The sequence below is a fragment of the Vibrio sp. bablab_jr001 genome, from assembly GCF_016464285.1.
GTDB lineage: Bacteria > Pseudomonadota > Gammaproteobacteria > Enterobacterales > Vibrionaceae > Vibrio > Vibrio fluvialis.
The window spans coordinates 34157-57919 of the sequence record NZ_JACDWZ010000039.1; the positions used below are offsets into that span (position 1 = coordinate 34157).

The 23763-nt window shown below is 51.1% G+C and carries 22 protein-coding genes; 12 read left to right on the top strand and 10 right to left on the bottom strand.

Annotated features, from left to right (window positions below):
• Positions 1-149 precede the first annotated feature (149 nt).
• On the top strand, positions 150-368 hold the full coding sequence (locus JIG40_RS02910; RefSeq protein ID WP_020428625.1) for a hypothetical protein: 219 nt from the start codon (positions 150-152) through the stop codon (positions 366-368).
• A gap of 53 nt (positions 369-421) precedes the next feature.
• Here the strand turns inward: JIG40_RS02910 and JIG40_RS02915 are convergent, their stop codons facing one another.
• A complete protein-coding gene (locus tag JIG40_RS02915; protein WP_038156396.1) occupies positions 422-670 on the bottom strand; it encodes a DUF1289 domain-containing protein in 249 nt (82 codons plus the stop codon).
• 157 nt (positions 671-827) lie between these two features.
• Between JIG40_RS02915 and JIG40_RS02920 the strand changes: the two genes are divergently transcribed.
• The 6 genes from JIG40_RS02920 to JIG40_RS02945 all read left to right on the top strand — a co-directional run bounded on the left by JIG40_RS02920 (position 828) and on the right by JIG40_RS02945 (position 6458).
• Positions 828-1271 (top strand): META domain-containing protein, encoded by a 444-nt coding sequence (locus JIG40_RS02920; RefSeq protein WP_020428628.1) that lies wholly within the window; start codon positions 828-830, stop codon positions 1269-1271.
• Between the two features lie 178 nt (positions 1272-1449).
• Positions 1450-2595 (top strand): ABC transporter substrate-binding protein, encoded by a 1146-nt coding sequence (locus JIG40_RS02925; protein ID WP_199464725.1) that lies wholly within the window; start codon positions 1450-1452, stop codon positions 2593-2595.
• A 15-nt stretch (positions 2596-2610) separates the two neighbouring features.
• The gene (locus tag JIG40_RS02930; RefSeq protein ID WP_199464726.1) at positions 2611-4311 is read left to right on the top strand and encodes a thiamine ABC transporter permease; all 1701 of its coding nucleotides are present in this window, start codon (positions 2611-2613) and stop codon (positions 4309-4311) included.
• Positions 4277-4924, top strand: coding sequence for an ATP-binding cassette domain-containing protein (locus JIG40_RS02935; protein ID WP_020330307.1), 648 nt, complete (start codon positions 4277-4279; stop codon positions 4922-4924). Before JIG40_RS02930 ends, JIG40_RS02935 begins: the two co-directional genes overlap by 35 nt.
• Positions 4917-5543, top strand: coding sequence for a CDP-alcohol phosphatidyltransferase family protein (locus JIG40_RS02940; RefSeq protein WP_199464727.1), 627 nt, complete (start codon positions 4917-4919; stop codon positions 5541-5543). Before JIG40_RS02935 ends, JIG40_RS02940 begins: the two co-directional genes overlap by 8 nt.
• A gap of 21 nt (positions 5544-5564) precedes the next feature.
• Positions 5565-6458 carry a dihydrodipicolinate synthase family protein gene (locus JIG40_RS02945; protein ID WP_199464728.1) on the top strand — a complete coding sequence of 298 codons (894 nt, stop codon included), beginning with the start codon at positions 5565-5567 and terminating at the stop codon, positions 6456-6458.
• A gap of 73 nt (positions 6459-6531) precedes the next feature.
• Here JIG40_RS02945 and JIG40_RS02950 read toward each other — a convergent pair whose 3' ends face one another.
• A complete protein-coding gene (locus tag JIG40_RS02950; RefSeq protein ID WP_020330304.1) occupies positions 6532-7464 on the bottom strand; it encodes a class I SAM-dependent methyltransferase in 933 nt (310 codons plus the stop codon).
• Positions 7465-7472: 8 nt separating this feature from the next.
• Entirely contained in the window at positions 7473-8168 is a 696-nt protein-coding gene (locus JIG40_RS02955) for a TIGR01621 family pseudouridine synthase (RefSeq protein WP_024374346.1), read from the bottom strand.
• A gap of 346 nt (positions 8169-8514) precedes the next feature.
• On the opposite strand from JIG40_RS02955, the gene JIG40_RS02960 reads away from it, so the two are divergent.
• A complete protein-coding gene (locus JIG40_RS02960) occupies positions 8515-9651 on the top strand; it encodes an efflux RND transporter periplasmic adaptor subunit (protein WP_081094801.1) in 1137 nt (378 codons plus the stop codon).
• On the top strand, positions 9648-12731 hold the full coding sequence (locus JIG40_RS02965; protein WP_199464729.1) for an efflux RND transporter permease subunit: 3084 nt from the start codon (positions 9648-9650) through the stop codon (positions 12729-12731). Before JIG40_RS02960 ends, JIG40_RS02965 begins: the two co-directional genes overlap by 4 nt.
• Positions 12732-12785: 54 nt before the next feature.
• Here JIG40_RS02965 and JIG40_RS02970 read toward each other — a convergent pair whose 3' ends face one another.
• On the bottom strand, positions 12786-14168 hold the full coding sequence (locus tag JIG40_RS02970) for a class II fumarate hydratase (protein WP_199464730.1): 1383 nt from the start codon (positions 14166-14168) through the stop codon (positions 12786-12788).
• 167 nt (positions 14169-14335) lie between these two features.
• The gene (locus JIG40_RS02975) at positions 14336-15670 is read right to left on the bottom strand and encodes a sodium-dependent transporter (RefSeq protein ID WP_047457559.1); all 1335 of its coding nucleotides are present in this window, start codon (positions 15668-15670) and stop codon (positions 14336-14338) included.
• A gap of 341 nt (positions 15671-16011) precedes the next feature.
• Here JIG40_RS02975 and cls point away from each other — a divergent pair, with 341 nt between their 5' ends.
• Positions 16012-17466, top strand: coding sequence for a cardiolipin synthase (gene cls, locus JIG40_RS02980; RefSeq protein WP_199464731.1), 1455 nt, complete (start codon positions 16012-16014; stop codon positions 17464-17466).
• An 82-nt stretch (positions 17467-17548) separates the two neighbouring features.
• On the top strand, positions 17549-18754 hold the full coding sequence (locus tag JIG40_RS02985) for a cystathionine beta-lyase (protein ID WP_047457556.1): 1206 nt from the start codon (positions 17549-17551) through the stop codon (positions 18752-18754).
• Between the two features lie 71 nt (positions 18755-18825).
• On the opposite strand, the gene JIG40_RS02990 is transcribed toward JIG40_RS02985, so the two are convergent.
• Genes JIG40_RS02990 through JIG40_RS03005 form a run of 4 tightly spaced genes read right to left on the bottom strand, consistent with a single transcriptional unit; the run spans position 18826 to position 22604 of the window.
• Positions 18826-19569: a DsbA family protein gene (locus JIG40_RS02990; protein ID WP_199464732.1), complete on the bottom strand. Its 744-nt coding sequence runs from the start codon at positions 19567-19569 to the stop codon at positions 18826-18828.
• A 10-nt stretch (positions 19570-19579) separates the two neighbouring features.
• A complete protein-coding gene (locus JIG40_RS02995) occupies positions 19580-20065 on the bottom strand; it encodes a protein disulfide oxidoreductase (protein WP_244662625.1) in 486 nt (161 codons plus the stop codon).
• Complete coding sequence (locus JIG40_RS03000; protein WP_199464733.1) at positions 20062-22164, bottom strand: protein-disulfide reductase DsbD domain-containing protein; 2103 nt, start codon at positions 22162-22164, stop codon at positions 20062-20064. Before JIG40_RS03000 ends, JIG40_RS02995 begins: the two co-directional genes overlap by 4 nt.
• Before the next feature lie 53 nt (positions 22165-22217).
• Entirely contained in the window at positions 22218-22604 is a 387-nt protein-coding gene (locus tag JIG40_RS03005; RefSeq protein WP_075988470.1) for a hypothetical protein, read from the bottom strand.
• A 174-nt stretch (positions 22605-22778) separates the two neighbouring features.
• On the opposite strand from JIG40_RS03005, the gene JIG40_RS03010 reads away from it, so the two are divergent.
• Positions 22779-23126: a carboxymuconolactone decarboxylase family protein gene (locus JIG40_RS03010; protein WP_020428650.1), complete on the top strand. Its 348-nt coding sequence runs from the start codon at positions 22779-22781 to the stop codon at positions 23124-23126.
• Between the two features lie 31 nt (positions 23127-23157).
• Here JIG40_RS03010 and JIG40_RS03015 read toward each other — a convergent pair whose 3' ends face one another.
• Positions 23158-23718 (bottom strand): DNA-3-methyladenine glycosylase I, encoded by a 561-nt coding sequence (locus JIG40_RS03015; RefSeq protein ID WP_199464734.1) that lies wholly within the window; start codon positions 23716-23718, stop codon positions 23158-23160.
• Between the last annotated feature and the right edge of the window lie 45 nt (positions 23719-23763).

Here is a 23763-nt window from a genome sequence, read left to right on the forward strand (position 1 = left end):
CTAATATATAAACCCTGTCGATGACTGGGTTTGCTGTTTAATAATCAACCAAAATGCATTAGAAAATATAGGGCATCGCTTGTGTTGACGATGAAGTGACCAAGATCTAACTTTTAAAATTAGTCGTCATCACAAATGGAGGTCCCCCAATGAAACGTGCCACTAAAAGTTTTCGTCTTCAAATGATCAAAGAAGTCGCATTACGAAAGCAATCTTCATGTACCGATCCGATGGCGAACTACATACGAACGATGCTCTCCGACAGCAAAAAAGCAAAACCACAACAAGAAGCGAAACGTAAATTCACCGGCGCTCACTTTGACGAGCATGCGGGTGGTTGGGTCAGTGACCTTTGGGCTTTAAAATAACAAGCCGCGAGAATGATGTTTAGGCTAGCGCATCCAGAGCCCTAGCCTAAGCGTTAAAACAATTCCTGTTGCGGATTATTGGGTTCAATCTCTGTTTCCGCCGCCTTCCTAGCCGCAAGTACTTTTCTTCGATACCGCTGGCGACACAACTGAATCACGTGCAACTGCTCAGCCGGCGTCATCTCCAGCCAGCGAAACCGCTCTTCCCTTTTGCGCATGCAGCCACGGCAATATCCCCTGTCGTCAACCGTACAAACGCCGACACACGGGCTCGGGACTTGGAAAAACTCAAGTTGCTCCATGAATATTCTGATGTCCTTATTGCGCTAACTATCTGTTACAACAGCAGATTCACACTATCCACCAACAAAGTTGCATATTAAACTATGACCGTATGCTGACAAAAACAGTGTTTTATTGACTATACTGACCGCGTTTTCCACATTTGGAGTGAATATTATGAAGCTTAGTTCAAAATCATTACTTGCCGCAATGGCGATGCCAGTTCTGTTAGCTGCCTGCGCAAGCAATGGTGACGATGTGCAAATTACCGCGACGGATCTGCAACATCATAACTGGCAGTTGACTCAAATTGATGGCCAAGACATCGTGAAAAATGAGCACTACGATGCGCCTCGCCTAGAAATTGGTGAGAAGATGATGGCAAGCGGCAACGCAGGCTGCAACAACTTCTTTGGTCAGGCTGAGCTGAAAGACAACCGTCTACGCATTGAAAAAATGGGTATGACCATGAAAATGTGTATCGGCGATGTAATGGACACCGAACAAGCGGTATCTCAATCACTGATGGATTGGAATGACGTCACTTTAACCAAAGATACATTAACGCTGAAGAACGACGTTCATACACTGACCTTTACTCTGCGTGAGTGGGTAAACTAATCTCAACGCACGCTTCAGATCAGGAAGGCAGCCATAAGGCTGCCTTTTGTTTTATTTGTCCCGCCATTTTCCTTATGAATCAGATCTTTTGCTTTTTTTAAGACATAATGAATGAAACCGCGAAGCTTTCCGGTCTCTAGCCTTAATGAACCCATATCAGCGATCTCAAAGGACAATTATGAAAAAGCTGCTTACCCTTCTTAGCGCCTGTGTACTGTCTGTCTCTGCCTACGCTCAATCTTGGCAAGAGATTACCGACAAAGCGCGCGGCCAGACTGTTTACTTTCACGCATGGGGCGGAAGCCAGGAAATCAATAACTACATTCGCTGGGCTGGCGATCAGTTGAAAGCAGAATATGGTGTTGAACTCAAGCAGGTAAAAGTCACCGATATCGCAGAGACCGCCACGCGTCTCATTGCCGAAAAAGCCGCAGGCAAAAACCAAGATGGCAGCGTCGATATGGTGTGGATTAACGGCGAAAACTTTAAGTCGATGAAAAATAACGGCCTGCTCTATGGCCCGTTCGTCGACACATTGCCAAGCTGGCAATACGTAAATCAATCGCTGCCTGTTGATAGCGACTTTTCTGAGCCGACGGAAGGACTTGAAGCCCCATGGGGTGTGGGTCAACTGGTGTTTATTTATGATCATCACAAACTGAACAATCCACCAGAGTCGTTTGCAGAGCTGCTCAGCTACGCCAAAGCGTACCCTAATCGTATTACTTACCCTCGCCCGCCGGAATTTCACGGCACCAGTTTTTTGAAAGCATTGCTGATCGAATTGACCAATAACGATGCTGCGCTTTCTAAACCGGTGGACCCAACATCGTTTCAAGCCATCACTGCGCCGCTGTGGCAATATCTGGATGAATTGCACGCCGTGGCTTGGCGCTCTGGTAAACAATTCCCTTCCGGTTCTTCGGAAATGATTCAATTACTGGATGACGACCAAATCGATTTGGCATTAACGTTTAACCCTAATGCGGTCTATTCAGCTCAGGCATCAGGCAAATTGGCTGACACGACTCGTAGCTATGCGATGAAAGCGGGCGCGCTGTCCAACATTCACTTCCTCGCCATTCCGTGGAATGCCAAAGCCAAAGAAGGCGCATTGGTGGCGATTAACTTCCTGATGAGTCCTGATGCGCAATCACGTAAAGGAGACATGAATATCTGGGGCGCCCCATCTGTACTAAAGAACGACGTGCTGAGTGGCACCGCAGCCAAAACCAAACTGTTTAAGTCGATTGCCGAACCGCACCCAAGTTGGCAAACCGCATTAGAAGCGGAATGGCAAAAGCGTTACGGCGCGGCAAAATAATACCTTGAGCTTACTATGATTCGTATCGGTTATAGCCTTCTGATCATCATCGGTATTGCGCCCATTCTGCCAGGCATGGTGGGCGCACTCCTCTCCTCACTCGGTTACATTCCGGCGGTAGGCTTATATCAGTTTTCATTCGATGCTTTTGCTCAGGTCTGGCATTGGGCTGGCATTACTCAATCGCTGTGGCTCTCTGCATTTTCCGCTTTAACCAGCACTTACCTCGCCCTGTTACTCTGTTTTGCCGTCTTGATGACGCTTTGGACCAGCAACCGCTGGAGTTGGGTTGAAAATAGTCTTTCCGGTTTGCTGGCTTTGCCGCACGTGGCTTTTGCGATTGGCTTTGCGTTTTTATTCGCGCCGACTGGTATGCTGGCCCGCACGTTAGCTGCGCTATTTGATTATCAAGTGTCTACGCAGGACTCCGCTTGGTTAATCCACGATCCTCATGCGCTCGGTCTTACGCTCGCGTTGGCACTGAAAGAGATCCCTTTTCTGCTGCTAATGAGCATTCCGGTTTTGCAGCAGCTGAATGTTGAAAAACTGCACACTGCAGGCGCTTCGATGGGTTACTCGCCAACGCAAATCTGGTGGAAAATCATCCTGCCGCAATGGCTACGCAAAATGCGCTTTGCACTGTTTGCGGTGATCGCTTATTCCGTTTCCGTGGTCGACGTCAGTCTGATTCTTGGCCCGACGACACCGCCAACTTTTGCCGTGTTGATTTGGCAATGGTTCAGCGACCCGGATTTACAACAGATACCGCGCGCCGCAGCTGGCGCAGTGACATTGCTCTGTCTGGCGGGACTCATGCTGCTGTGTGTGCTCGCGATTGAAACGCTCTTGCTACGCACCTTTCGCGGTTGGTTATCCAGCGGACGATATGGCATCACGCTGCCGGGTCGTTCCGCGATGATCGTGGTTATCGGCTGTGCTGCGGTGATATTTCCACTGATGCTCATTTGGAGTCTGGCGCAGCGCTGGCGTTTTCCCGATTTGCTCCCCAGCCAATTGAGTGCTCGATTCTGGCTCAATGAATGGCCGAACATGTTACCCACGCTTTATCAGAGCTTGTGGATTGCTCTGCTCAGCGGAACGCTGGCACTGATCCTTGGCATTATTGCTCAAGAATACCGCACCCGTTTTCGTCATGCATTGCCCGCCTGGGTTATCGTGTTACCCATGTTGCTGCCACAGCTTTCTCTGCTGTTTGGTTTGCAAATCGCCACCCTGTATATCGCCGCGGAACATTTCACTTTATGGGTCATCTGGTCGCATGTATTTTTTGCCTTCCCTTTGGTGTATCTGGCATTAGATGGCCCATGGAAAAGCTACAACCCTAACTTCACCTGCATCGCACTCAGCTTAGGTAAAAGTCCTTGGCAACTGTTCTGGCAAATCAAAGTTCCGTTGTTACTACCGGGTTTATTGTATGCCTGGGCGGTCGGAATCAGCGTCAGTCTGGCGCAGTATCTGCCTACTCTGATGCTTGGCGGCGGACGCATTGCAACCATCACCACCGAAGCAGTGGCACTTTCCAGCGGCTACGATCGTCGTGTGATGGCCATTTACGCCCTTTGGCAGGCGTTGTTGCCGTTTGTTTTCTTTTCTCTTGCGGTCATCATCAGTCGGGTGCAGATTCGACGTCACCGCAGCATTCAACCACAAGTGAATTTGCATGACCTTTTGTCTCAAAAACCTCACCATCCGTAAATCCGGCGGCGAGTCGTTACTGACCCACTTTGACCTGGCGATCACACCGGGGGAAATCGTGACACTAATGGGCCCCAGTGGCTGTGGAAAGTCGACTCTGCTGAGCGCAATTGCCGGCCACCTGACTCCGGACTTTGCATGCAGCGGCGACATCATGCTTGACGATCAGTCACTAAACCATGTCGCGCCGCACCTGCGTCAGGTCGGTATTCTGTTTCAGGACGATTTGTTGTTTCCGCACTTAACCGTGTGGGAAAACCTGGCATTTGCCCTACCCAACTCACTCAAGGGCGCGGAACGCAAAGCGGCGGCGCTAACAGCGCTTAAGCATATCTCGCTGACTGAACTGGCCGATTCGTTTCCTGATCAAATTTCCGGTGGGCAACGGGCGCGCGTCAGTTTGATCCGTATGCTTCTTGCACGCCCCAAACTGGCGTTATTGGATGAACCGTTCAGTAAGCTCGATAAGTCACTGCGCAGCCAGTTTCGCGATTGGGTATTCAATCAACTGACACAAGCGGCGGTGCCCACATTAATGGTCACGCACGATGAAGAAGACGCCCCCTTGGGCAGTCGTATCATTCGCTGGCCAACGGAGTTTTCCCATGCTTGATCGTTATGTGATTCCCGTCATTCGCTGGCCACTTTCGAAATCGGCCGACGTGCTCGATGCCATTGGCGTCAGCGCCAACCAAGTAACGCTGTTTGGTTTTGCGATGGGCTGTTTGGCGTTTCCTGCATTGGCGCTGGAGCAATATCTGCTCGCCTTACTGCTTATTGCCATTAACCGGCTTTGCGACGGGCTCGATGGTGCACTGGCGCGCATTCAAGGCTTAACCGATGCAGGCGGCTTTCTCGATATCAGTCTCGATTTTCTGTTTTATTCGCTGATACCGTTCGGCTTTGTGGTCGCTAACCCGGAAATGAACGCCGTAGCAGGCGCTTTTCTTATCTTCTCTTTCATCGGCACAGGCAGTAGTTTTCTCGCCTTTGCGGTCATGGCGGGCAAACGCGGTATTCAGAATCCGGTGTATCAGAATAAATCGTTGTATTACATGAGCGGACTAACGGAAGGCACTGAGACCATTGGTTGCTTCGTGCTGATTTGTCTGCTGCCTCAGCACTTTGCTCCGATTGCCTATTTGTTTGGCGCCGCCTGTTGGTTTACCACGCTGACTCGCATATATTCGGGGTATCACACCCTGCGTCAGGCAGAAAGTCAGTCGTTATAAACTATTACAAGGAGTCACTTTATGTTCTCAGGATTGAGCGCGTTTCCGTTAACCCCGATGAATGAAGATCGCATCGACGAGGCCGCGTTTGTAGGTCTGATTGAGCGTCTGACCGCAGCGGGCGTCGATTCGATTGGCGCCCTGGGTTCGACCGGTAGTTATGCCTATCTGACTCGTGAAGAACGCGCGCGCGTGGCCAAGATTGCTGTTGAGCATGCGGGAAACACGCCAGTCATCGTCGGTATTGGCGCGCTGAGAACCAGAGACGTACTGAACTTGGCTGACGACGCGCAAAAAGCAGGAGCCAGCGGGCTGCTGCTGGCACCGATGTCTTATCAGAAACTGAGCGATAAGGAAGTGTTCCAGCATTTCAAAGCCGTCTCAGCCGCAATTTCGATCCCCCTGTGTGTTTATGACAATCCGGGAACCACTCATTTTCACTTCAGCGACGAGCTGCATGGCCGCATTGCCGAGCTGCCTAATGTCACCTCGATTAAAATTCCCGGCGTACCCAACGACCCACAAGAAGCCAAAGCACGCGTCGAACGCCTACGCGCGCAGATTCCAAGTCATGTCTCGATTGGCGTCAGTGGCGATGCATTCGCCGCGACTGGTCTTAGTACGGGCTGCGACGTGTGGTATTCCGTGATAGCAGGACTGTTTCCTAACACCGCGCTGGAACTGACCCGAGCAGCACAATCCGGTAATCATGCACTGGCGCAGCAGCTCTCCAGCCGCTTGCAGGATTTGTGGGATATGTTTGGCCGTCACAATGGCAGCCTGCGCTGTATCGCGGCGGGTGCCGAGATTTTGAACCTGGTCGACAGCCCTTGCCTGCCTCTGCCGCTCGTGTCAGTTCAAGGTGAGGATCGTACGCGACTGGCGAGGCTGATTGAGCAGCTTGAACTTTCCTAAACAGACAAAAAAAGCCACTTTAAGTGGCTTTTTACTTACTCAATCATATCGATTAGTTGAACGAATCGAGTGGTTAACTGAAAACCAGCGCTTTCAACGCCGATTCATTGTCGATATCGGCAAATTCCGGTGGATTATCCAAACGGTATTGGAAATTCAGCGCTGGCGCTTCCACTTTCATGCCTTCAATCAGGAATTCACTCGTCACCATCGGTGAGTTAACGCACGCCAGTACTTCACCTTGTGGCGCCAACAGATCCGGCAGGCGACGCAGAATTTTGGCGTAATCTTTGGTCAGCGCAAAGCTACCCTTTTGAAATGACGGCGGGTCGATGATGATCAAATCGTATGGGCCTGCTTTCTTAATTTTGCCCCACGATTTAAAGATGTCGTGCCCCAGGAAACTCACTTGGTTGACGTTGTGCTCGTTCAGGATGTGGTTCTCACGCCCTTTCGACAGCGACGCTTTGGCCATGTCCACGTTCACCACATGATCAGCACCACCGGCAATCGCAGCCACTGAAAAGCCGCAAGTGTAAGCAAACAAGTTCAGCACATTTTTATGCTCCGCGTGTTCACGCACCCAGTCGCGGCCCAGACGCATATCCAGGAACAGACCGAAGTTCTGGTTTCTGCCGATATCCAGTTGGAACTTCAAACCGTTCTCTTCCACCACAGGGCGTGCGTTGAGTTCCCCCACCAGCACTTCTGATGGTGCGCCATCGGCGTAACGGTGTTGCAGCACAATGCACTGACCGTTTTTCTCTGTCCACAACGGGGAATCCGCCAACTGCTGCAAACCGTCGATCAGTTGCGCCAAAAAGGCCTCGTCGACGTCTTTGAACACGCTGACGATCAGTTGCCCTTGCAGCCAGTCACACGTCAGGTGCTCTAAACCTTCCCAGCGTTGGCCACGACCATGAAACAGGCGACGCACTTCATTCGGCGCTTGCGCCAGTTGTACCGTCATTTCAGAAAAGAATTGAGATAAAGCAGATGCTTGCATAGCTATGTTTACTTTTTCACTGAGGGCCAGCTAAGTGACCAGGGTTCTAGCCAGGATTCAATGCCCTGACTGACAATATCGCTGTTCCATTTTTCGCCCAGCGCCCCTTGATAGCGCGGATCGCACACCCATTGGTACGTTTCCCCGGCATACGAAAAGCGCAGCGCAAACGCGTGCAAATAGCCACGGTCGGCCTGATTCCCCGCATTGTAAATCGGGTCGCCGACAATGCCGGAACCAATAGATTTCAGCGCCACACGAATCTGATGGGTTTTTCCGGTGTATGGCTTACACAGAAACAGGCGCTCTCCCGGCTCGGCGGCCAAAGAAAAAAACTGCGTGACTGCCGGATTGGTTTGTGAGGCCAGAAGCTTCCACGACGCGCGACGTGAACGTTCCATATCGCCGCTAATCAGGCCCTGCTTCTTTTTCGGCTTTTTGCTACCCAACGCTAAATAGAACTTTTCGACCTGACGCTCGGCAAAGGCTTTCGACAGTTCACTGGCGGCTTGGGCATTACGCGCGAGCAGCAAAATGCCCGAGGTCATTTTGTCTAATCGGTGCACCAAATACAGCTGCGCATCACCGCTTTGCTTCGCCACCTCCTGCAACAACATAGTGTCACCATCATCTTTATGCACGGAGACATTGGGGTGCTTGTTGATCAGCAGAAAATCGGTGTGGGTTAAGAGAATATCGAACATACGACCTCGCAAAAATGGACCGCTATTATACTCAATTAATGACAAACGTCAGCCTAACTTGCCGGTTACGTGGTCGCAGGCAGGAAAGTCGCACAAAACGGAGTCGTGATGACCGATTTGGGGGGCAATTCAATAAAAATTAAACAAAACTAATTTAGTATTTCCTTATTAAAAAAGGATGATGATGACTATGGCTCGATACACTTGGAAACAACGCTCACTGTTTGTCCCACCTTTACTCTTGGGAGGCATATTACTTTTTCTCGCGCCGACGATGAAAGCTGTCCCACCCGCTACAGATGAAGCAACCGGAGCCAAAGTGGTTAGGGTGATCACGGCAAAGCCGATGGACATAAGCCCAACAGCAGTGGGGTATGGCTTTACCCGCCCGACCAGTGAATGGGTTGCACAAACAGAGGTCGAAGGACGAGTCGTCTGGGTAGCGAAAGAGTTTGAAGCCGGGATGCTGATCGCCAAAGGCACCCCACTCATACGCCTCGATAGCAGCCAGTACCAGCTCACCATCACGAAACTGGAGGCTGAACAGGATGTTGCTCAGCTCAAAAATCAAACATTGGGCGAAACGATTAAGATCGCCGAACAGAATTATCGTCTACAACAACAGGAGTTTGCTCGCACCGAACGCCTGATGAAAACCGGTCATATTTCACAAACCGAAAAAGACCGAGCACAACGCGAACTACTGAGCAATCAGCAACAGCTTCAAGGCCTAAAAAATGAATTGGCCATCACCCAGGCAGAGCAACAAGTCCTGAATGCTGAACTGGCCATGGCACGCCGGGATCTGGCGTTAACGGAAGTCTCGGCACCTTTCGATCTGCGTGTCACCGAGAAACTGGTTGACTTCGCCGACTACGTAACCAAAGGAAAAACGCTGCTCACCGCAGATGCCACCAACGCAGTGGAAATTCAGGCTCAGTTCCCACTTGGCAAAATGCGTCCTTTACGCCGCAACACCCCCTACGCCGCAACAGACAAACAATCACACAGCGATCTCACCGCTCAGGTCGAGCTCAACATTGATGATAAGGCGATAGTCTGGCAAGGCGAGGTGCAGCGCAGCGGCGGCAAAATCGATGCGCAGTCACAAAGCCAGAGCATCATCGTTCAGGTGAACAACCCGTATCAGCAAGCCAAACCCGGTCAGCGCCCTCCCTTGGTCAGAGATACCTTTGTCAAAGTGACGCTGATTGGCCCCCCCCTGAAAGAGCAGTTGGCCGTCCCGGTTACTGCCTTGCATGATGAGACTCTCTATCTGCTAAAAGACGGGAAACTGGCAATTCAACCAGTGAACGTCGACTTCATTCACAATCAGTTGGCAGTGATCAAAAGTGGTTTGAACAGTGGTGATGTGGTGGTGGTCAGTCAACTGCAACCAGCGGTCAAAGGCATGCCTCTGAAACCTCAACCAGACAAAGCGCTAGTGCAGTGGATCAAGCAACAAGCCGGAGGTCACCTATGATCGCCTACTTTACCCGGCATAAAACGGCCGCCAATGTCTTAATGTTGGTGATCCTGCTGCTGGGGGGCTTTGCGCTGCCCCAGTTGCAAAGAGACACCTTTCCGCTGACACCAACCCGTAATATTGAAGTTCGGGTCACTTATCCCGGAGCATCGCCATCAGAAGTCGCACAGGAGTTGTGTGTTCCGCTACAGGATGCCATCGATCAGCTGATCGGCGTGGAAGAGTTTGTGTGTGACGCCAGAGAAAACGTTGCGATAGGCAACGTCCGCATCCAGTCCGGGCAGAACATTGATATCCTCACTGCGGACGTTCAACAACAAGTAAACGCGATTGATGATCTTCCCGACCGGGCAGAGCGGCCGAAAGTCACCAAACTCGATCGCGTCGCATCCGTGGTCAGCGTGGCAATCACCGGCCCAATGCCTGAGCGGGATTTGTACCGCTATGCTCAACAACTCAAGCAACGTCTGAAAGCCCACTCCGGTATCGCTCAGGTCACACTCAGTGGTTTTTCCGATCAAGAAATTGAAGTATCTGTGTCGGATGCCAAGCTCAGACAACACGGGTTGAGTATCTCCGATCTGGTGAATCGCATTGCTCAGGAAAACGTGCGTGTACCCGCCGGTGTCGTGACCAGTGATCTTACTCAATGGAATATCCGTTTTGATCAGCAAGCCAATCTGGTCAGTCAGTTGCAGCAGCTAATCATCGACAGCAGCAGCCAGTTACGCTTAGGGGATATCGCCCAGATCCAGCAACTATTTGCCGTGGAAGAAGAAAAACGCCTGTTCAACGGCCAGCGGGCAGCATTCCTTCAGATATCCAAAAATCAGGAGCAGGACACTTTGCGCGTGCGAAATATCGTACAACAAGTCATTGATCACGAGCGATCACTCTTGCCTCCCGGTGTCGAACTTACACTGACTCAGGATATCAGTGTTAACATTCGTGAGCGGCTGCGGTTGCTGCTGAGTAACGGCCTGCAGGGGTTACTGCTTGCGTTTGCCGTCTTGTGGGCTTTTTTCAATCTCAGATTCAGTTTCTGGGTCACCCTCGGCCTGCCGGTGTCGTTCCTGGGCGCGGTGTTTGCCATGCATACGCTGGGCTACACGATCAATATGATGACTATGGTCGGGCTGATTGTCGCCACCGGTTTGCTGATGGATGATTCGCTGATTATCGCCGAAAATATTGCGGCAAAACGGGAAGCGGGTCTGGGGCCGGTTGATGCAGCCATACAAGGCACCCGGCAGGTTTTCCCCGGGGTGATCGCATCCTACATCACCACCATTATGGTCGTCGGACCGCTGATGTTTCTAAACGGTAACCTTGGTGATGTGTTACGCTATATTCCCATCGTGCTGATCCTGACCCTCACCGTCAGCCTGCTGGAGGCCATGCTGATCCTGCCGGCCCACCTGTCGCACAGCCATTTCGCCCAGCAAGATAAACCCATTCGTCAAGTGATTACCCGCAACTTTGAGTACGTCCGTGACAGGCTCTTTGTTCCGTTAACCGAGAAAGCCATACACTCACCCTACCTGAGTTTAAGTATCCTGATCATGCTGGTGATGATCTCCACAGCCACTTTCCCTGCTGGCTGGTTAAAATTCCGCGCCATGCCAACGCTGGAAAGCGATACTTTGCAAGCACGCATCCTGTTGCCGCAGGGGAGCCTGCTGTCTCAGACCGATGCCGTGGTGACCAGAGTAACCGATGCCCTGAAAACCATCGACGCTGCGTATCAGGAAAAGTATGCTGAGCCGCTGATCATCAGCACTACGGTTATGTACAACACCAATGTTGATGCCTTTGAATCCGGCCCGCACGTAGCCACCGTGAGCGCCGACTTACTGCCCGCGCAGTTCCGGCAGGAAAGCATTAAGTCACTGATTCAGCAGTGGAAAAAAAATGTCGGACCGTTCGCCGACGTCTTGTCACTCAAATTTACCGACAAAGAGCGTGGTGTTGCCGGCAACGGCATCGACATCCGTATTCAGGGCCCCAACCCAGAAACACTCTATGCAGTGAGCCTAAACTTAGGTAAATGGCTCAAACAATTTGACGGCGTGTTTAACCTTTCCTCCGATTTACGCTATGGCCGGGAAGAAATTGTCGTTTCTCTCAAAGATCAGGCTGGGGTACTCGGTGTCACCGCCAGTACAGTGGCTCAAACACTGCGCAATGCATTTAAAGGCAACAATGAGTTGAATGTCTATCAGAACGGTGAAATTCTCGACATCCGCGTTCGTCAGCGCGATTTTCAACACCACGCGACGCTGGAAGAGATGAAGGATCTGATGATCACCGCCAGCAACGGCCGGCTGATACCGCTGGTCAGTGTGGCCAATTTTACCCAGCACCGCACATTTTCCCGCCTGAACCTGGTGAATGGCCTGCCGACTGTAACCGTACAAGGCAATATCAACACCCAAGTTGCGAATGCCTTTGACATCATGCAGCAGTTCTACAAAGTCTACGTTCCAGAGCTGAACAAGAAGTACCCGGATGTGACGTTTGTTTCCCAAGGCCAGGATAAAGAAAGCGCAGATACCGGTGCATCGCTGCTGCACTATTTTCTGATGGGCGTTATCGGCGTGTATCTGGTACTGGTATTGTTGTTTCGTAGTTTCACTCAGCCGCTGGCCGTATTGATTGCGATCCCGATGGCGTGGATTGGCGTGGTATGGGGACATTTGGCACTCAACCTAGATCTGACCATTCCAAGCCTGGTCGGCTTTGCCACACTGGCCGGGATCGTGGTCAACGATAACATCCTATTGGTCACATTCATCAAAGAGAAAGTGGCCGGCGGAGCGGATCTGAAACAAGCCTGTACGTTGGCAGTTCGCGACCGTTTCCGCGCGATAATGATTACCTCACTCACCACGTTCGCCGGCCTGCTACCGCTGCTGACTGAAACCAGCACGCAGGCACAGTTTCTGATCCCGTTAATCGCCAGCATCGCGTTTGGATTAATCAGTGCCACTTTGCTCGCCGCTGTGGTCGTCGCCTGCGTATTGCTGATCCTGAATGATATCAATCCGGCACTGTGCGGAGAAAAGTTAAACGCTTGATGTCGTGCTTTTCACCCCTGTAAAAGTCGCCGCACGGCGACTTTTTATTGCCCTTTAGCCTATCCCGCCCTTGACGAGGGTTGCAGGGTTAAGAATACGTTCCAGCTCAGCGCGGCTGAGTGCGGTGTTCTCCAGCGCAACATCAATTATCGGTCGCCCCTGTTGATAAGCCAGTTTGGCAATTTCCGCCGCTTTGAGATAGCCAATCACCGGATTGAGCGCAGTGACCAGAATCGGATTCTTGCCCAGCGCAATATTGATATGATCTTCACGTACGATGAATCCCGTGATCGCTTTGTCCGCCAATGCTCTTGCGCTGTTGGCGAGCAACTCAATGCTCTCCAGAATGTTATGCGCAATCACGGGCAACATCACGTTAAGCTGAAAATTCCCCGCCTGCCCGGCCACGGTGATGGTGGTGTCATTACCGATGACCTGCGCGCACGCCATCGCAGCCGCTTCCGGGATCACCGGATTCACTTTCCCCGGCATGATGGAGCTGCCTGGTTGCAATGCTGGCAATTCAATGTCTCCAATACCCGCCAGCGGGCCAGAGTTCATCCAGCGCAGATCGTTGGCGATTTTCATCATCGCCACCGCCGCGGTTTTCAATTGGCCAGACAACGCCACAATCGCATCCTGACTGCTGAGGTTAAAAAAGAAGTTCTCACTTGGCACAAACGATAAACGCGTGGCCTGAGATAAATTGTCTGCAAACGCTGCGGCGAAACGCGGATCCGCATTGATGCCAGTCCCCACCGCCGTGCCGCCCTGTGCGAGCGCTTTCACCGCTTTCATTGCGTGAACAATACTGTTTCTCGCGTGGTCAATCTGCGCCTGCCATCCCCCCAATTCTTGCTCAAAGGTAATCGGCATCGCATCCATCAAGTGCGTGCGCCCTGTTTTCACCACGTTCGCTAAACTCTGTTTTTTTGCGGCCAGTTGTGTGCTGAGATGTTCCAGCGCGGGCAATAAGCGCTGCTCCACTTCCAGAGTGCAGCTCACCTGAATGGCGGTGGGCACCACATCGTTGCTGCTTTGCCCCATATTGACGTGATCATTTGGACTTACCGTGCTGTGCAAATGCTGGGAAGCCAATGTCGCAATCACTTCGTTAGCGTTCATATTGGAACTGGTGCCAGAACCAGTCTGGAATACATCAATGGGAAACTGGTCTAGATGCTGCCCATCAATGATGCTTTGAGCGGCCTCATCGATCGCCGATGCGATATCCCCTTCGAGTAAACCCAACTGGGCATTGGTCACCGCCGCGGCTTGCTTAATATACGCCAGTGCCTGAACGAATGGCTGCGGCATGCTGTAACGGCTGATGGCGAAATTATCCACCGCCCGCTGCGTTTGCGCCTGATACAGGGCATCTTTAGGAACCAGCACCTCGCCCATGCTGTCTTTTTCGGTCCGAAATTCTCGTGTCATGTCAGATTCCTTAACTTCTCGTGAAGGCGATTTATCGTCATTTAATGATAATAGCTATCATTTAAATAAAATAAGAGCAAGCACTTAGAATCTGTATCCATTCGGTTTGTAAAGCAAAAAAGCCACTGGGCTTCCCCAAGTGGCTTTTCATTGAAATCTCGTCGTGTTTACGCGAAGAACACCAGGAGCATCAGCACCGGACATACCAGGCGCACGTACACTGGCCAGATTTTCCAGAACCAGCTGTTTTCGATTTCCGGACAGCCTTGTTTCAGCTCATTCAGAATCTGGTTGCGGTTCCAAATCCAACCAACGATCAGAGTAATCAGCAGTGCAATGATCGGTTGCGAGTAAACGGTTGTGAACTGAATCACCAGGCCAAACAGGCTTGAGAAGTTCATGACGATGACAGCGGATACAATCGTAACCAGGCCACCGATCCACAACACGGCTGTCGTGCGACTCTGTTTTAGCTCTTCTGTTGCACACGCAACAGGCACTTCAAGCATTGAGATGGACGACGTCAGCGCCGCAATAATCATCAGCAGGAAGAACACCAGGCCAATCACCGCACCCATGGCACCCATGGTATCAAACATCGCCGGCAGTACTGTAAACACCAGCGTGTCAGAGTTCAGCAGTTCACCGCTGTCAGAGAAGATCTCAACGCCATTGTGTTTAGCAACAAACATAGCTGGCAGAATCATCAGGCCTGCAATAAACGCAACACCCGTGTCGATCAGTGCGACCTGAGCTGCAGTTTTAGGCAGGTTGGTATCTTTCTTCAGGTAAGAACCGTACGTCGTCATTACGCACACACCCAGAGACAGAGAGAAGAACGCTTGCCCCATTGCACTGACGATAAGTTTTGGTGTCAGGTGAGAAATATCCGGGATCAGATACATCTTCAGGCCTTCCCATGCACCTTCTTGAGTGAATATGTACACCGTCAGCAGGCCAAACAGCACGAACAGTAACGGCATCAAACGGGTTGACCACTTCTCGATGCCGTTCGCTACGCCATTGCGCACCACGAACATTGTCAGTGCCATGAAAGCAATCATCAGCACGAGGTTACGTTCAGTACCGAACGTTGTCAGCCAGTGGCCTGCACTATTTAAGCCAAGCAGATCCAGACCGCTACTAAAGAAGGAGCCGACCAACCAGCCAGCAACAATCGCGTAGAAGCTCAGGATCAGTGACACCACGATCATACCGACCACGCCAAGCAGAATCGCACCCGCTTTACCTTTTGGCCATGCTGCATGGAATGAGCGGATTGGGTTTGACTGCCCATAACGGCCGATCGTCAGTTCCGCCACCAGCATTGGAAATGCCAGCAGGAACACCATCAGCAGATAAACGATCAAAAAGACTGCACCACCGTTACTAGCAGCCTGAGTTGGGAAACCCCAAACGTTACCAAGACCTACAGCGGAACCCGCTGCTGCCATAATAAAGCCAAATCGGGACGTGAATTGACTTCGTGAACTACTCGCCATGTTACTTATACCAATATGTTGTGTTTACCTGAGTGGCGTCCAAAAGTGAGTGTAAATTAATTTGTACACACATTAAAAATTAGAGTGACACCAAGAGTGTGGCAAGTAGACCAGTTTGAGAATAAAATTGGAAGCCCGAACAGTCCATTTTGCGGCTATAAATCTATTTTTGTAGATTATCTGATGCTTTTTTAAGCTCACCATCACCATAAACCCCCACATTTACACTTAATTAACAACTATTCTGCGGTTTTTGTTTCATATTATTTTCTGCCGTTCCCTTTCTTCCCTTATGCTTTCGATTTACTATCCCAAAAGATGTTTTCTACTGTAGTTGGCGCATGGATAAGGTTTATCACTTCTTAACGCTCGCGAGCATCGCGATCTATTGGTTCTTGGTAGCAGGTGTGACACTTCGCGTCGTATTGAAGCGACGTGCAGTCAGTGTTTCTCTCGCCTGGCTGATGGTTATCTATATTCTTCCCATTGTTGGCGTCATTTGTTACTTCCTGTTTGGCGAGCTCAACTTAGGTCGCAAACGCGCCGAACGTGCCAAAGAGATGTTTAAACCCTTCGGTACTTGGTTCCGCTCACTCAATGATTGCCAGGCACACATGCCAGAAGGTATGGGCGCGCACATCTACAAAATTGATGAACTGTGCAACCATCGCATGGGCATTCCCGCATTAAGCGGCAATACCCTGTCGCTGCAAAACTCACCAAATGAAATTCTGCACTCGATCATCGAAGACATCGAACAGGCGCAGGAAAGCATTCGCATGGTGTTCTACATCTGGCATCCGGGTGGGCTGGCCGATTCCGTCGCGTCCGCACTAATTCAGGCGGCAAAGCGTGGTCTTGATGTGAAACTGCTGCTCGATTCAGCGGGTAGCCCGAGATTCTTTCGCAGCCACTGGCTAAAGATGATGCAAGACGCAGGTATTCATGTGGTTCAGGCACTGGAAGTGAGTCCGTGGCGTATTTTCCTACGTCGCCTCGATCTGCGTCAGCATCGAAAGATTATCGTAATTGATGATGCGATTGCGTATACCGGTTCGATGAACATGGTCGATCCCGCCTACTTCAAGCAAGATTCCGGGGTCGGTCAGTGGATTGATATTATGGTGCGTATTACCGGTCCGTCGGTCAACGTGCTGTCGGCAATTCACTGCTGGGACTGGGAGTTTGAAACCGGAGAGCGTCAGATGCCGACCGTGCCAGAATGCCGTTTGGATGCAAACGCGCCGCAGCATCCGATTCAGGTGGTCCCATCTGGCCCTGGCATGCCGGAAAACCTAATCTCACAGGTACTGACGCTGGCTATCAACCAAGCCAATGAGTCAGTTCGCATAACCACGCCGTATTTTGTGCCAAGTGCCGATCTGCTGGCGACGCTTAAAATGACCGCGCAACGGGGTATCAATGTTGAGCTGATCATCCCGCAGAAGAACGATTCCTTTATGGTGCAATGGGCTTCCCGGGCGTTCTATGGTGAACTGCTTGAGGCGGGTGTGAAGATTCACGAATTTTATGGCGGCCTTTTGCATACTAAATCGGTCGTAATCGACCGACAATTCTGTCTGGTGGGTACCGTCAACCTCGACATGCGCAGCCTGTGGCTCAACTTCGAAGTGACGCTTGCGGTTGACGATCAGGAGTTCACCCAACAGCTTTACTGGCAGCAGCAGAACTACATCGAACAGTCACGCTCTGTTGATTATGACATCTGGGAAACGCGCTCGCTCGGTCATCGTTTTATGGAACGCTTGTTCTACCTTTTCAATCCGCTTCTGTAATCTTTTTGTGACCATGGGGTTGCATTTAAATGCAGCTCCATGTTTTAAATAGGGCATTCGTATTTCCAGACAAGGATCGCAAATGTCAGAAGGCAAAAAGACCAAACTCATTACCGCCGGCCGCAACAAAAAATGGACGAACGGCGTGGTCAACCCGCCCGTGCAACGGGCTTCAACCGTCGTATTTGATACGGTAGCGCAAAAAAATCACGCTGCTGTTAACCGCGCAAACAAGACGCTGTTCTACGGACGTCGCGGCACAACGACTCACTTTGCCTTTCAGGAAGCCATGGTTGAGATTGAAGGTGGTGCTGGTTGCGCGCTCTACCCATGTGGTACCGCTGCCATCAGTAACGCAATTCTTTCATTCGTTGAATCAGGCGATCACCTGTTAATGGTCGATACCTGTTATGAACCTACCCGCGACTTTTGTGACAAAATTCTGAAGAAATTTGGCGTTGAGACGACGTATTACGACCCGATGATCGGTGAAGATATCCGCTCGTTAATCAAACCCAATACCAAGATACTGTTTACCGAATCTCCCGGCTCGATCACAATGGAAGTGCAGGATGTGCCGACGCTGGCACGCATCGCCCATGAACACGACATCATTGTGATGCTGGATAACACCTGGGGTGCGGGGGTGAACTTCTCTCCATTTGAGCACGGTGTGGATATTTCGATTCAGGCTGCGACCAAATATATCGTCGGCCACTCTGATGTCATGCTGGGTACTGCTGTCGCCAGTGAGAAATACTGGGATCAACTGCGTGAGCAAAGCTATCTGATGGGTCAGTGTGTATCGCCGGATGATGCTTATCTGGGTCTGCGTGGTATTCGTACACTCGACGTGCGCCTGCGTCAGCACGCTGAAAACAGCCTCAAAGTGGCCCAGTGGCTGGCAACACGTCCTGAGGTGGATCATGTTCGCCACCCTGCTCTGCCAACCTGCCCGGGCCACGAAATCTTCAAACGTGATTTCACCGGCGGTAACGGCCTGTTCTCATTCGTGTTAAAAAGCAGCTATCCGAAAGCAACCACGGCACTGCTCGATGGCATGCAGCATTTCAGTATGGGTTACTCTTGGGGAGGGTTTGAAAGCCTGATCCTGGCCAATGAACCAAAGAGTTTTAACAGCCTGCGTACCATCGCTAATCCAAATTTTGAAGGTACACTGATTCGCCTCCACATTGGTCTTGAAGACGCCAACGACCTGATTGCCGACTTGGAAGCTGGCCTTGCGCGCTACAACGCGGTCATTCTGGAACACGAAGCAACGGCGTAATACGGCGCTGTAACATTGCTTTAGCATACGAAAAAGCCCTGAATAATCAGGGCTTCTTTATTACTTCTAAGCTAGGAACCCAATTTGGCTTTGATCAGCTCTTCGAGCTGTTCGAGCGGCAGATAACCGGGAATGACATCATCACCAATCAGCATCGCGGGTGTTCCACGCATTCCCAATTCACTAAACAGCAGATAGTTTTTCTCTATCTGTGCCGCGCTTTTCGGCTGGGCGTTCACCGCATTTAAGGTGTTCGTTTTCTTCGCTACCTGCACCAGAGACATAGGATTATGCGCCCCCGGTTTGGCAACCAATAGTGACTCGACTTGGGTAAATTTATCCGGTGCAGAATGCCACACATTGAGGGCAAAACTGGCCGAGTTACTCTCCGCAGCTAACTCTTTGAGTGGAACCAAAACAGAAACCACTTTGATTTGTGGATACTTCTCACTCAGTTGGCGCAGTACCGGATCCAATTTCTTACACCACGGACAGCTGTAATCAGTGAAAAATACGATCGTCAGTGCAGGTTTATCGGCCCCAAAACTCGGATGATCTGGGTTGAAATACAAATATTGTTGGTTCTCACTCAGGACACGGTCAAAACGCGTCTGCTGCTGCTCATAGCGCAGCAAAGTGGCATAGAGATTCTCAATCAACTGCGGGTTGTTCTTCAGCATAGTATTGATTTCATCGAGCTGTTGGACCTGCCCGGCATTCAGTTGTGCTTGTGCACTCCCCGCCACGATAAGTAGTACCAGGATAAACCTGTGTACAGTGTGTTTGATACCTTGTAGTACATTCTTCATAGTCATCGAAATTTCCTTATGCCAGCCACAGGCGGGCCAGCAGTCCCCACGGCGTAGTAAAGCCACTGGTCACTGATTGAATTTGCCCGTTGCGGACAATCATGAAAGTCGGGGTGTAGCGAATCTGCCAATCTCGCCCCAGTTGATTACGTTCGTCGTTCACGGTACGAAACGTGATGTCGTGTGCTGTCATATAGCGCTGCACTCGATCATTGTTGCTAGAAGTGAGCGCGATGCTAAGCACGGTATGGTCGCCACTCACCCATTCAACGATCGGTGTCGTCACCCGGCAGACGCCGCACCAAGTGGCCCAGACATACACCAGAACGGGCTTATCCTGACTCATCTCAACCAAATCGACCGCCTGCCCCTGCAGGTCATACAGCGTCGGTGTAAAAACTTGGCTCTTCAGCGCTTCGGGTTGGCGCCACCAATCAAGAGCGGTAGCAATTACAAGCATCAGCAATGCGAATACCACGCCTTCTTTCAACCCTCTTGTCATCCTTGCTCTCCCCTTGCCTGTTGTATGGCTTCCATGACCGCGCGATCGCTTAAAATTACTGGTAATGCAATGCCATCCGGCGCTCCCGGTCCGTAAACGATATTAAACGGAACACCAAATCGACCGTTCTGTTGCAGATATTGCGTCACACTGACATTTGGTAAGCTCCAGTCTCCCCGTACACGTACCACATCGTCATCCTGCAACGCTTGATAGACGGGTGGCTGTAGCAACACACCAATTTTGTTGGCTTTACAGGTAATGCACCACTCGGCAGTGACATCGACAAACACCACGTTTCCCTGCGCAGCGCTCTCATCGATGATTGTTGCGTTCAGTGGCTGCCAGCTCAGCTCTTGCGGCAACGGTGTCGACCATTTCTCCGCCGTCAGACTACCCACAACTAACACAGCCGAAAGCCCCAAGAGACTGACACAGGCCACTATCCCTATCTGACGTCCTCCATAAACACGGGCGCCACGCCACAACAGCAGGAGTGCTGCCATCAGCAGATAAGCGAAAATACCCCACGTCGGCCAGTGCGCGGTCAACAATGTTGCAAGCCAAACCGTGGTTGCCAGCATCATTGCACCAAACAACAACTTAGTCCGATTCATCCATTGCCCGGGAGCCGGCAGTTTGGTCGCTAAACTCGGAAACAGAGCGATGATTAGCCAAGGCAGCGCAAATCCGACACCCAACCCGCTGAAAATCACCCACAACGTAACGTTATCGGCGGCCAGTGCAAAGGCCACAGCAGTACCAAGAAACGGGGCCGAACATGGGGTGGCCAGCAGAGTGGCAAACAGGCCTTGTACATAATGCCCGGCGTAACCATTACCGCCGCGCGCAGCTAACCAAGTATTGAGAGTTGAGGGCAAACGCAACTCAAACAGCCCGAGCATGTTGGCGCCAAAAAGCGTCGTTACCAACACCATAAGCGCGAGAAATCCGCCGCTTTGAAACTGAATGCCCCATCCCACTGCTTCGCCACTCGCTTTGAGAATCATCAAGCCCAGCGCGATCATCCAAAACGCGCTGATAATCCCAGCACTCGATGCGAGAAACTGCGCTCGGACTTTGCGCCGCTCTCGATGTGGTGTGTTCACGATTGAGGCGAGCTTCATCCCCAGAACAGGCAACACGCACGGCATCAGATTCAGTATCAATCCGCCAATAAGCGCCATCAGCAACATCGTCACCAACGGCCACTGGGCTTGGGGCGAAATGGTACCGTCGGTAACGTTCAGCGAAATTTGACTCAGATAGTTCTGATCGGAGATAGTGACGTCTACACGTTCTCCACTCAGATCGGCTGGCCCCAACCAATGAGTGACGTCATAAGTCGCGCGCAGCATTTGGCCATCGACCTGAGTTTTAGGGTGAATAAAACTGCTGTCGGCGACGGCCGTCGATTGTCCGTCTACCAGAACCACGGGCGATGACCATCCTGTAGAACGGTTTAACGTCAGCTCAAGTTGCTGCGCCGAACTATCCCACACCGCAGACACGTCCGTCATAGACGCATCCGCTTGCGGCACTCGACTCATGGCTTCGGCAAAGCGACGCATTGCGTCAGGCTCAGGAGAGAGCTCCGTTGGGGTAAACGCCAACGTGAACGGATAGTCGTTAATGACACACACAGTTGAACAACTCGACAGGCTGAGATTGGCCTTCAGTTCAACGGGAGCCGTTAGGTCATGTACGCGCAAGGTTATCGGAAAGATGGTATCCCCGCGGTAACCCAGCGTTTCGATTCCCAGCACAGAGAAACGTTGCGGAAATGGCCAATGCCAATCGACAGTGTCCAGATTTGTCGAACCTTGCCAGTTGATCTCCGGTGCTAACCCCCCTTCTCCGGGAGAACGCCAATAGGTTTTCCATGGCTGTTCAAGTTTGACGTCTAAATAGCCGGCAAGTTGCTGAGTGTCAGAGTCTATTTGTCCCGTCAGCACAAAACGCACAGACACGGGAAGATGGCTCGAATCAGTCATCCAAGAGGTTGAGATTGGCTGGGCTGCTGTGGTGAATGAGAGCATCGCCAAAAGCGCCCATGGCCTGAATAGCCATTGAGCCAATGTTTGTAATAATCGGTACATATTTTTCCTTTCAACAAGTTAAAAACGGTCACAAACGGATGTGAACGTTCAACTCATTCTCGGAAAACGCACAATTGCAAATGAGGGCGCCGTTTCGGCACCTTGGGATCTCTGAATCTGGGGATCAATGACCAAGACAATGGCTTTGCTGCGAGTACGAGCAGAACCAGCGTGATCAGGGGGATAAACAGGTCAATCAGGTGATTGAGATGATGTTGCAGCAACTTACCGGAGAGATGGCAGGCAGAACTGGTTTGCTTGAGTTGTTCGGTATCGGTTGGCGCTGGCTGGGCTGCCTGCCACTCAACAGAGCGTTCGCTTACTTGGGCATAAGGACAGGCAAAAGTCAGCCCCATATTTTTCGTCGCACACAGCACCACGACCCAGACGATCAACATCAGGGCAAACGGCGCAAGTTGTCGGCGACGTAAACAATGCAACAGAACGAACCTCATGAGTAGCGTTTAATGAAACGGATAGTTTTGCTGAAAACAAGCCATGTTCATAGTGCGCAACAGCTTAACCGTCTAAAAAATAAAAGGAAACAATTCGGCTTGATATTTTAATTCGAATCATTATATTAGCAATGACTACTTTAGTTTATGGTTAATAATATGAAATCCTACAGCGACATTCTCAAAGATCAGAACACTCTTGGCCGCAGCTTTAAACAACAAAGTCCGGATACCCTCTCCGCCTTCATGCAGCTGCATAAAGCCGCGATGTCTCCGGGCGAACTGGATGTAAAAACCAAAGAGATGATTGCGTTGGCAATTGGCATTGCTGCTCGCTGCGATGGTTGTATCGCCGCTCACGTCGCCGCTTCACTCAAAGCTGGCGCCACCAAAGCTCAATTGGTTGAAGTCATCAACGTCGCCGTTCTGATGGGGGGCGGCCCATCTTTTACCTATGGCACACTTGCATTAGGCGCCATTGAAGAGTTTGAGGCGCAAAACCGCTAACCACATAAGAGAATGAGGGAGCAAAACTCCCTCATTTTTTTGGACATCCTTGCAGATGGTCGTTCACCAGCCCCATCGCCTGCATGAATGAATAACAGATAGTTTCACCCACAAACTTAAAGCCGCGCTTTTTCAAAAACTTGCTCATCGCTTTGGATTCTTCTGTCGACACCGGTACCTGGCTCATTTCTGCCCAGTGATTAACTTGGGGTTTACCATCAACAAACTGCCACAACGCGGCACCCAAAGAACCAAACTCCTCTTGCAGTGCTAACGTTGCCCGAGCGTTAGAAAACACCGATGCAATTTTGCCGCGATGTTTAACCACATCATAACCAGCGATGATAGCTTCCACTCGCGCTTCGTCGTACTGCGCCAGTTTGGCAATATCATAATCTTCAAACGCCTGACGGTAGCCTTCTCGCTTACGCAAAATGGTTATCCAACTGAGCCCGGCTTGCGCCCCTTCCAAAGTGAGAAATTCAAACAGCGTTTTATCGTCGTGCACTGGCTTGCCCCATTCTGCATCGTGATATTCACGTTCCAGTGGATGGTTCATCGCCCACGCGCAGGTAGTATCTTGTGTTGTCATTGTTATCCTTCTGCCACTGACAAAAACGGCCTCCGAAGAGGCCGT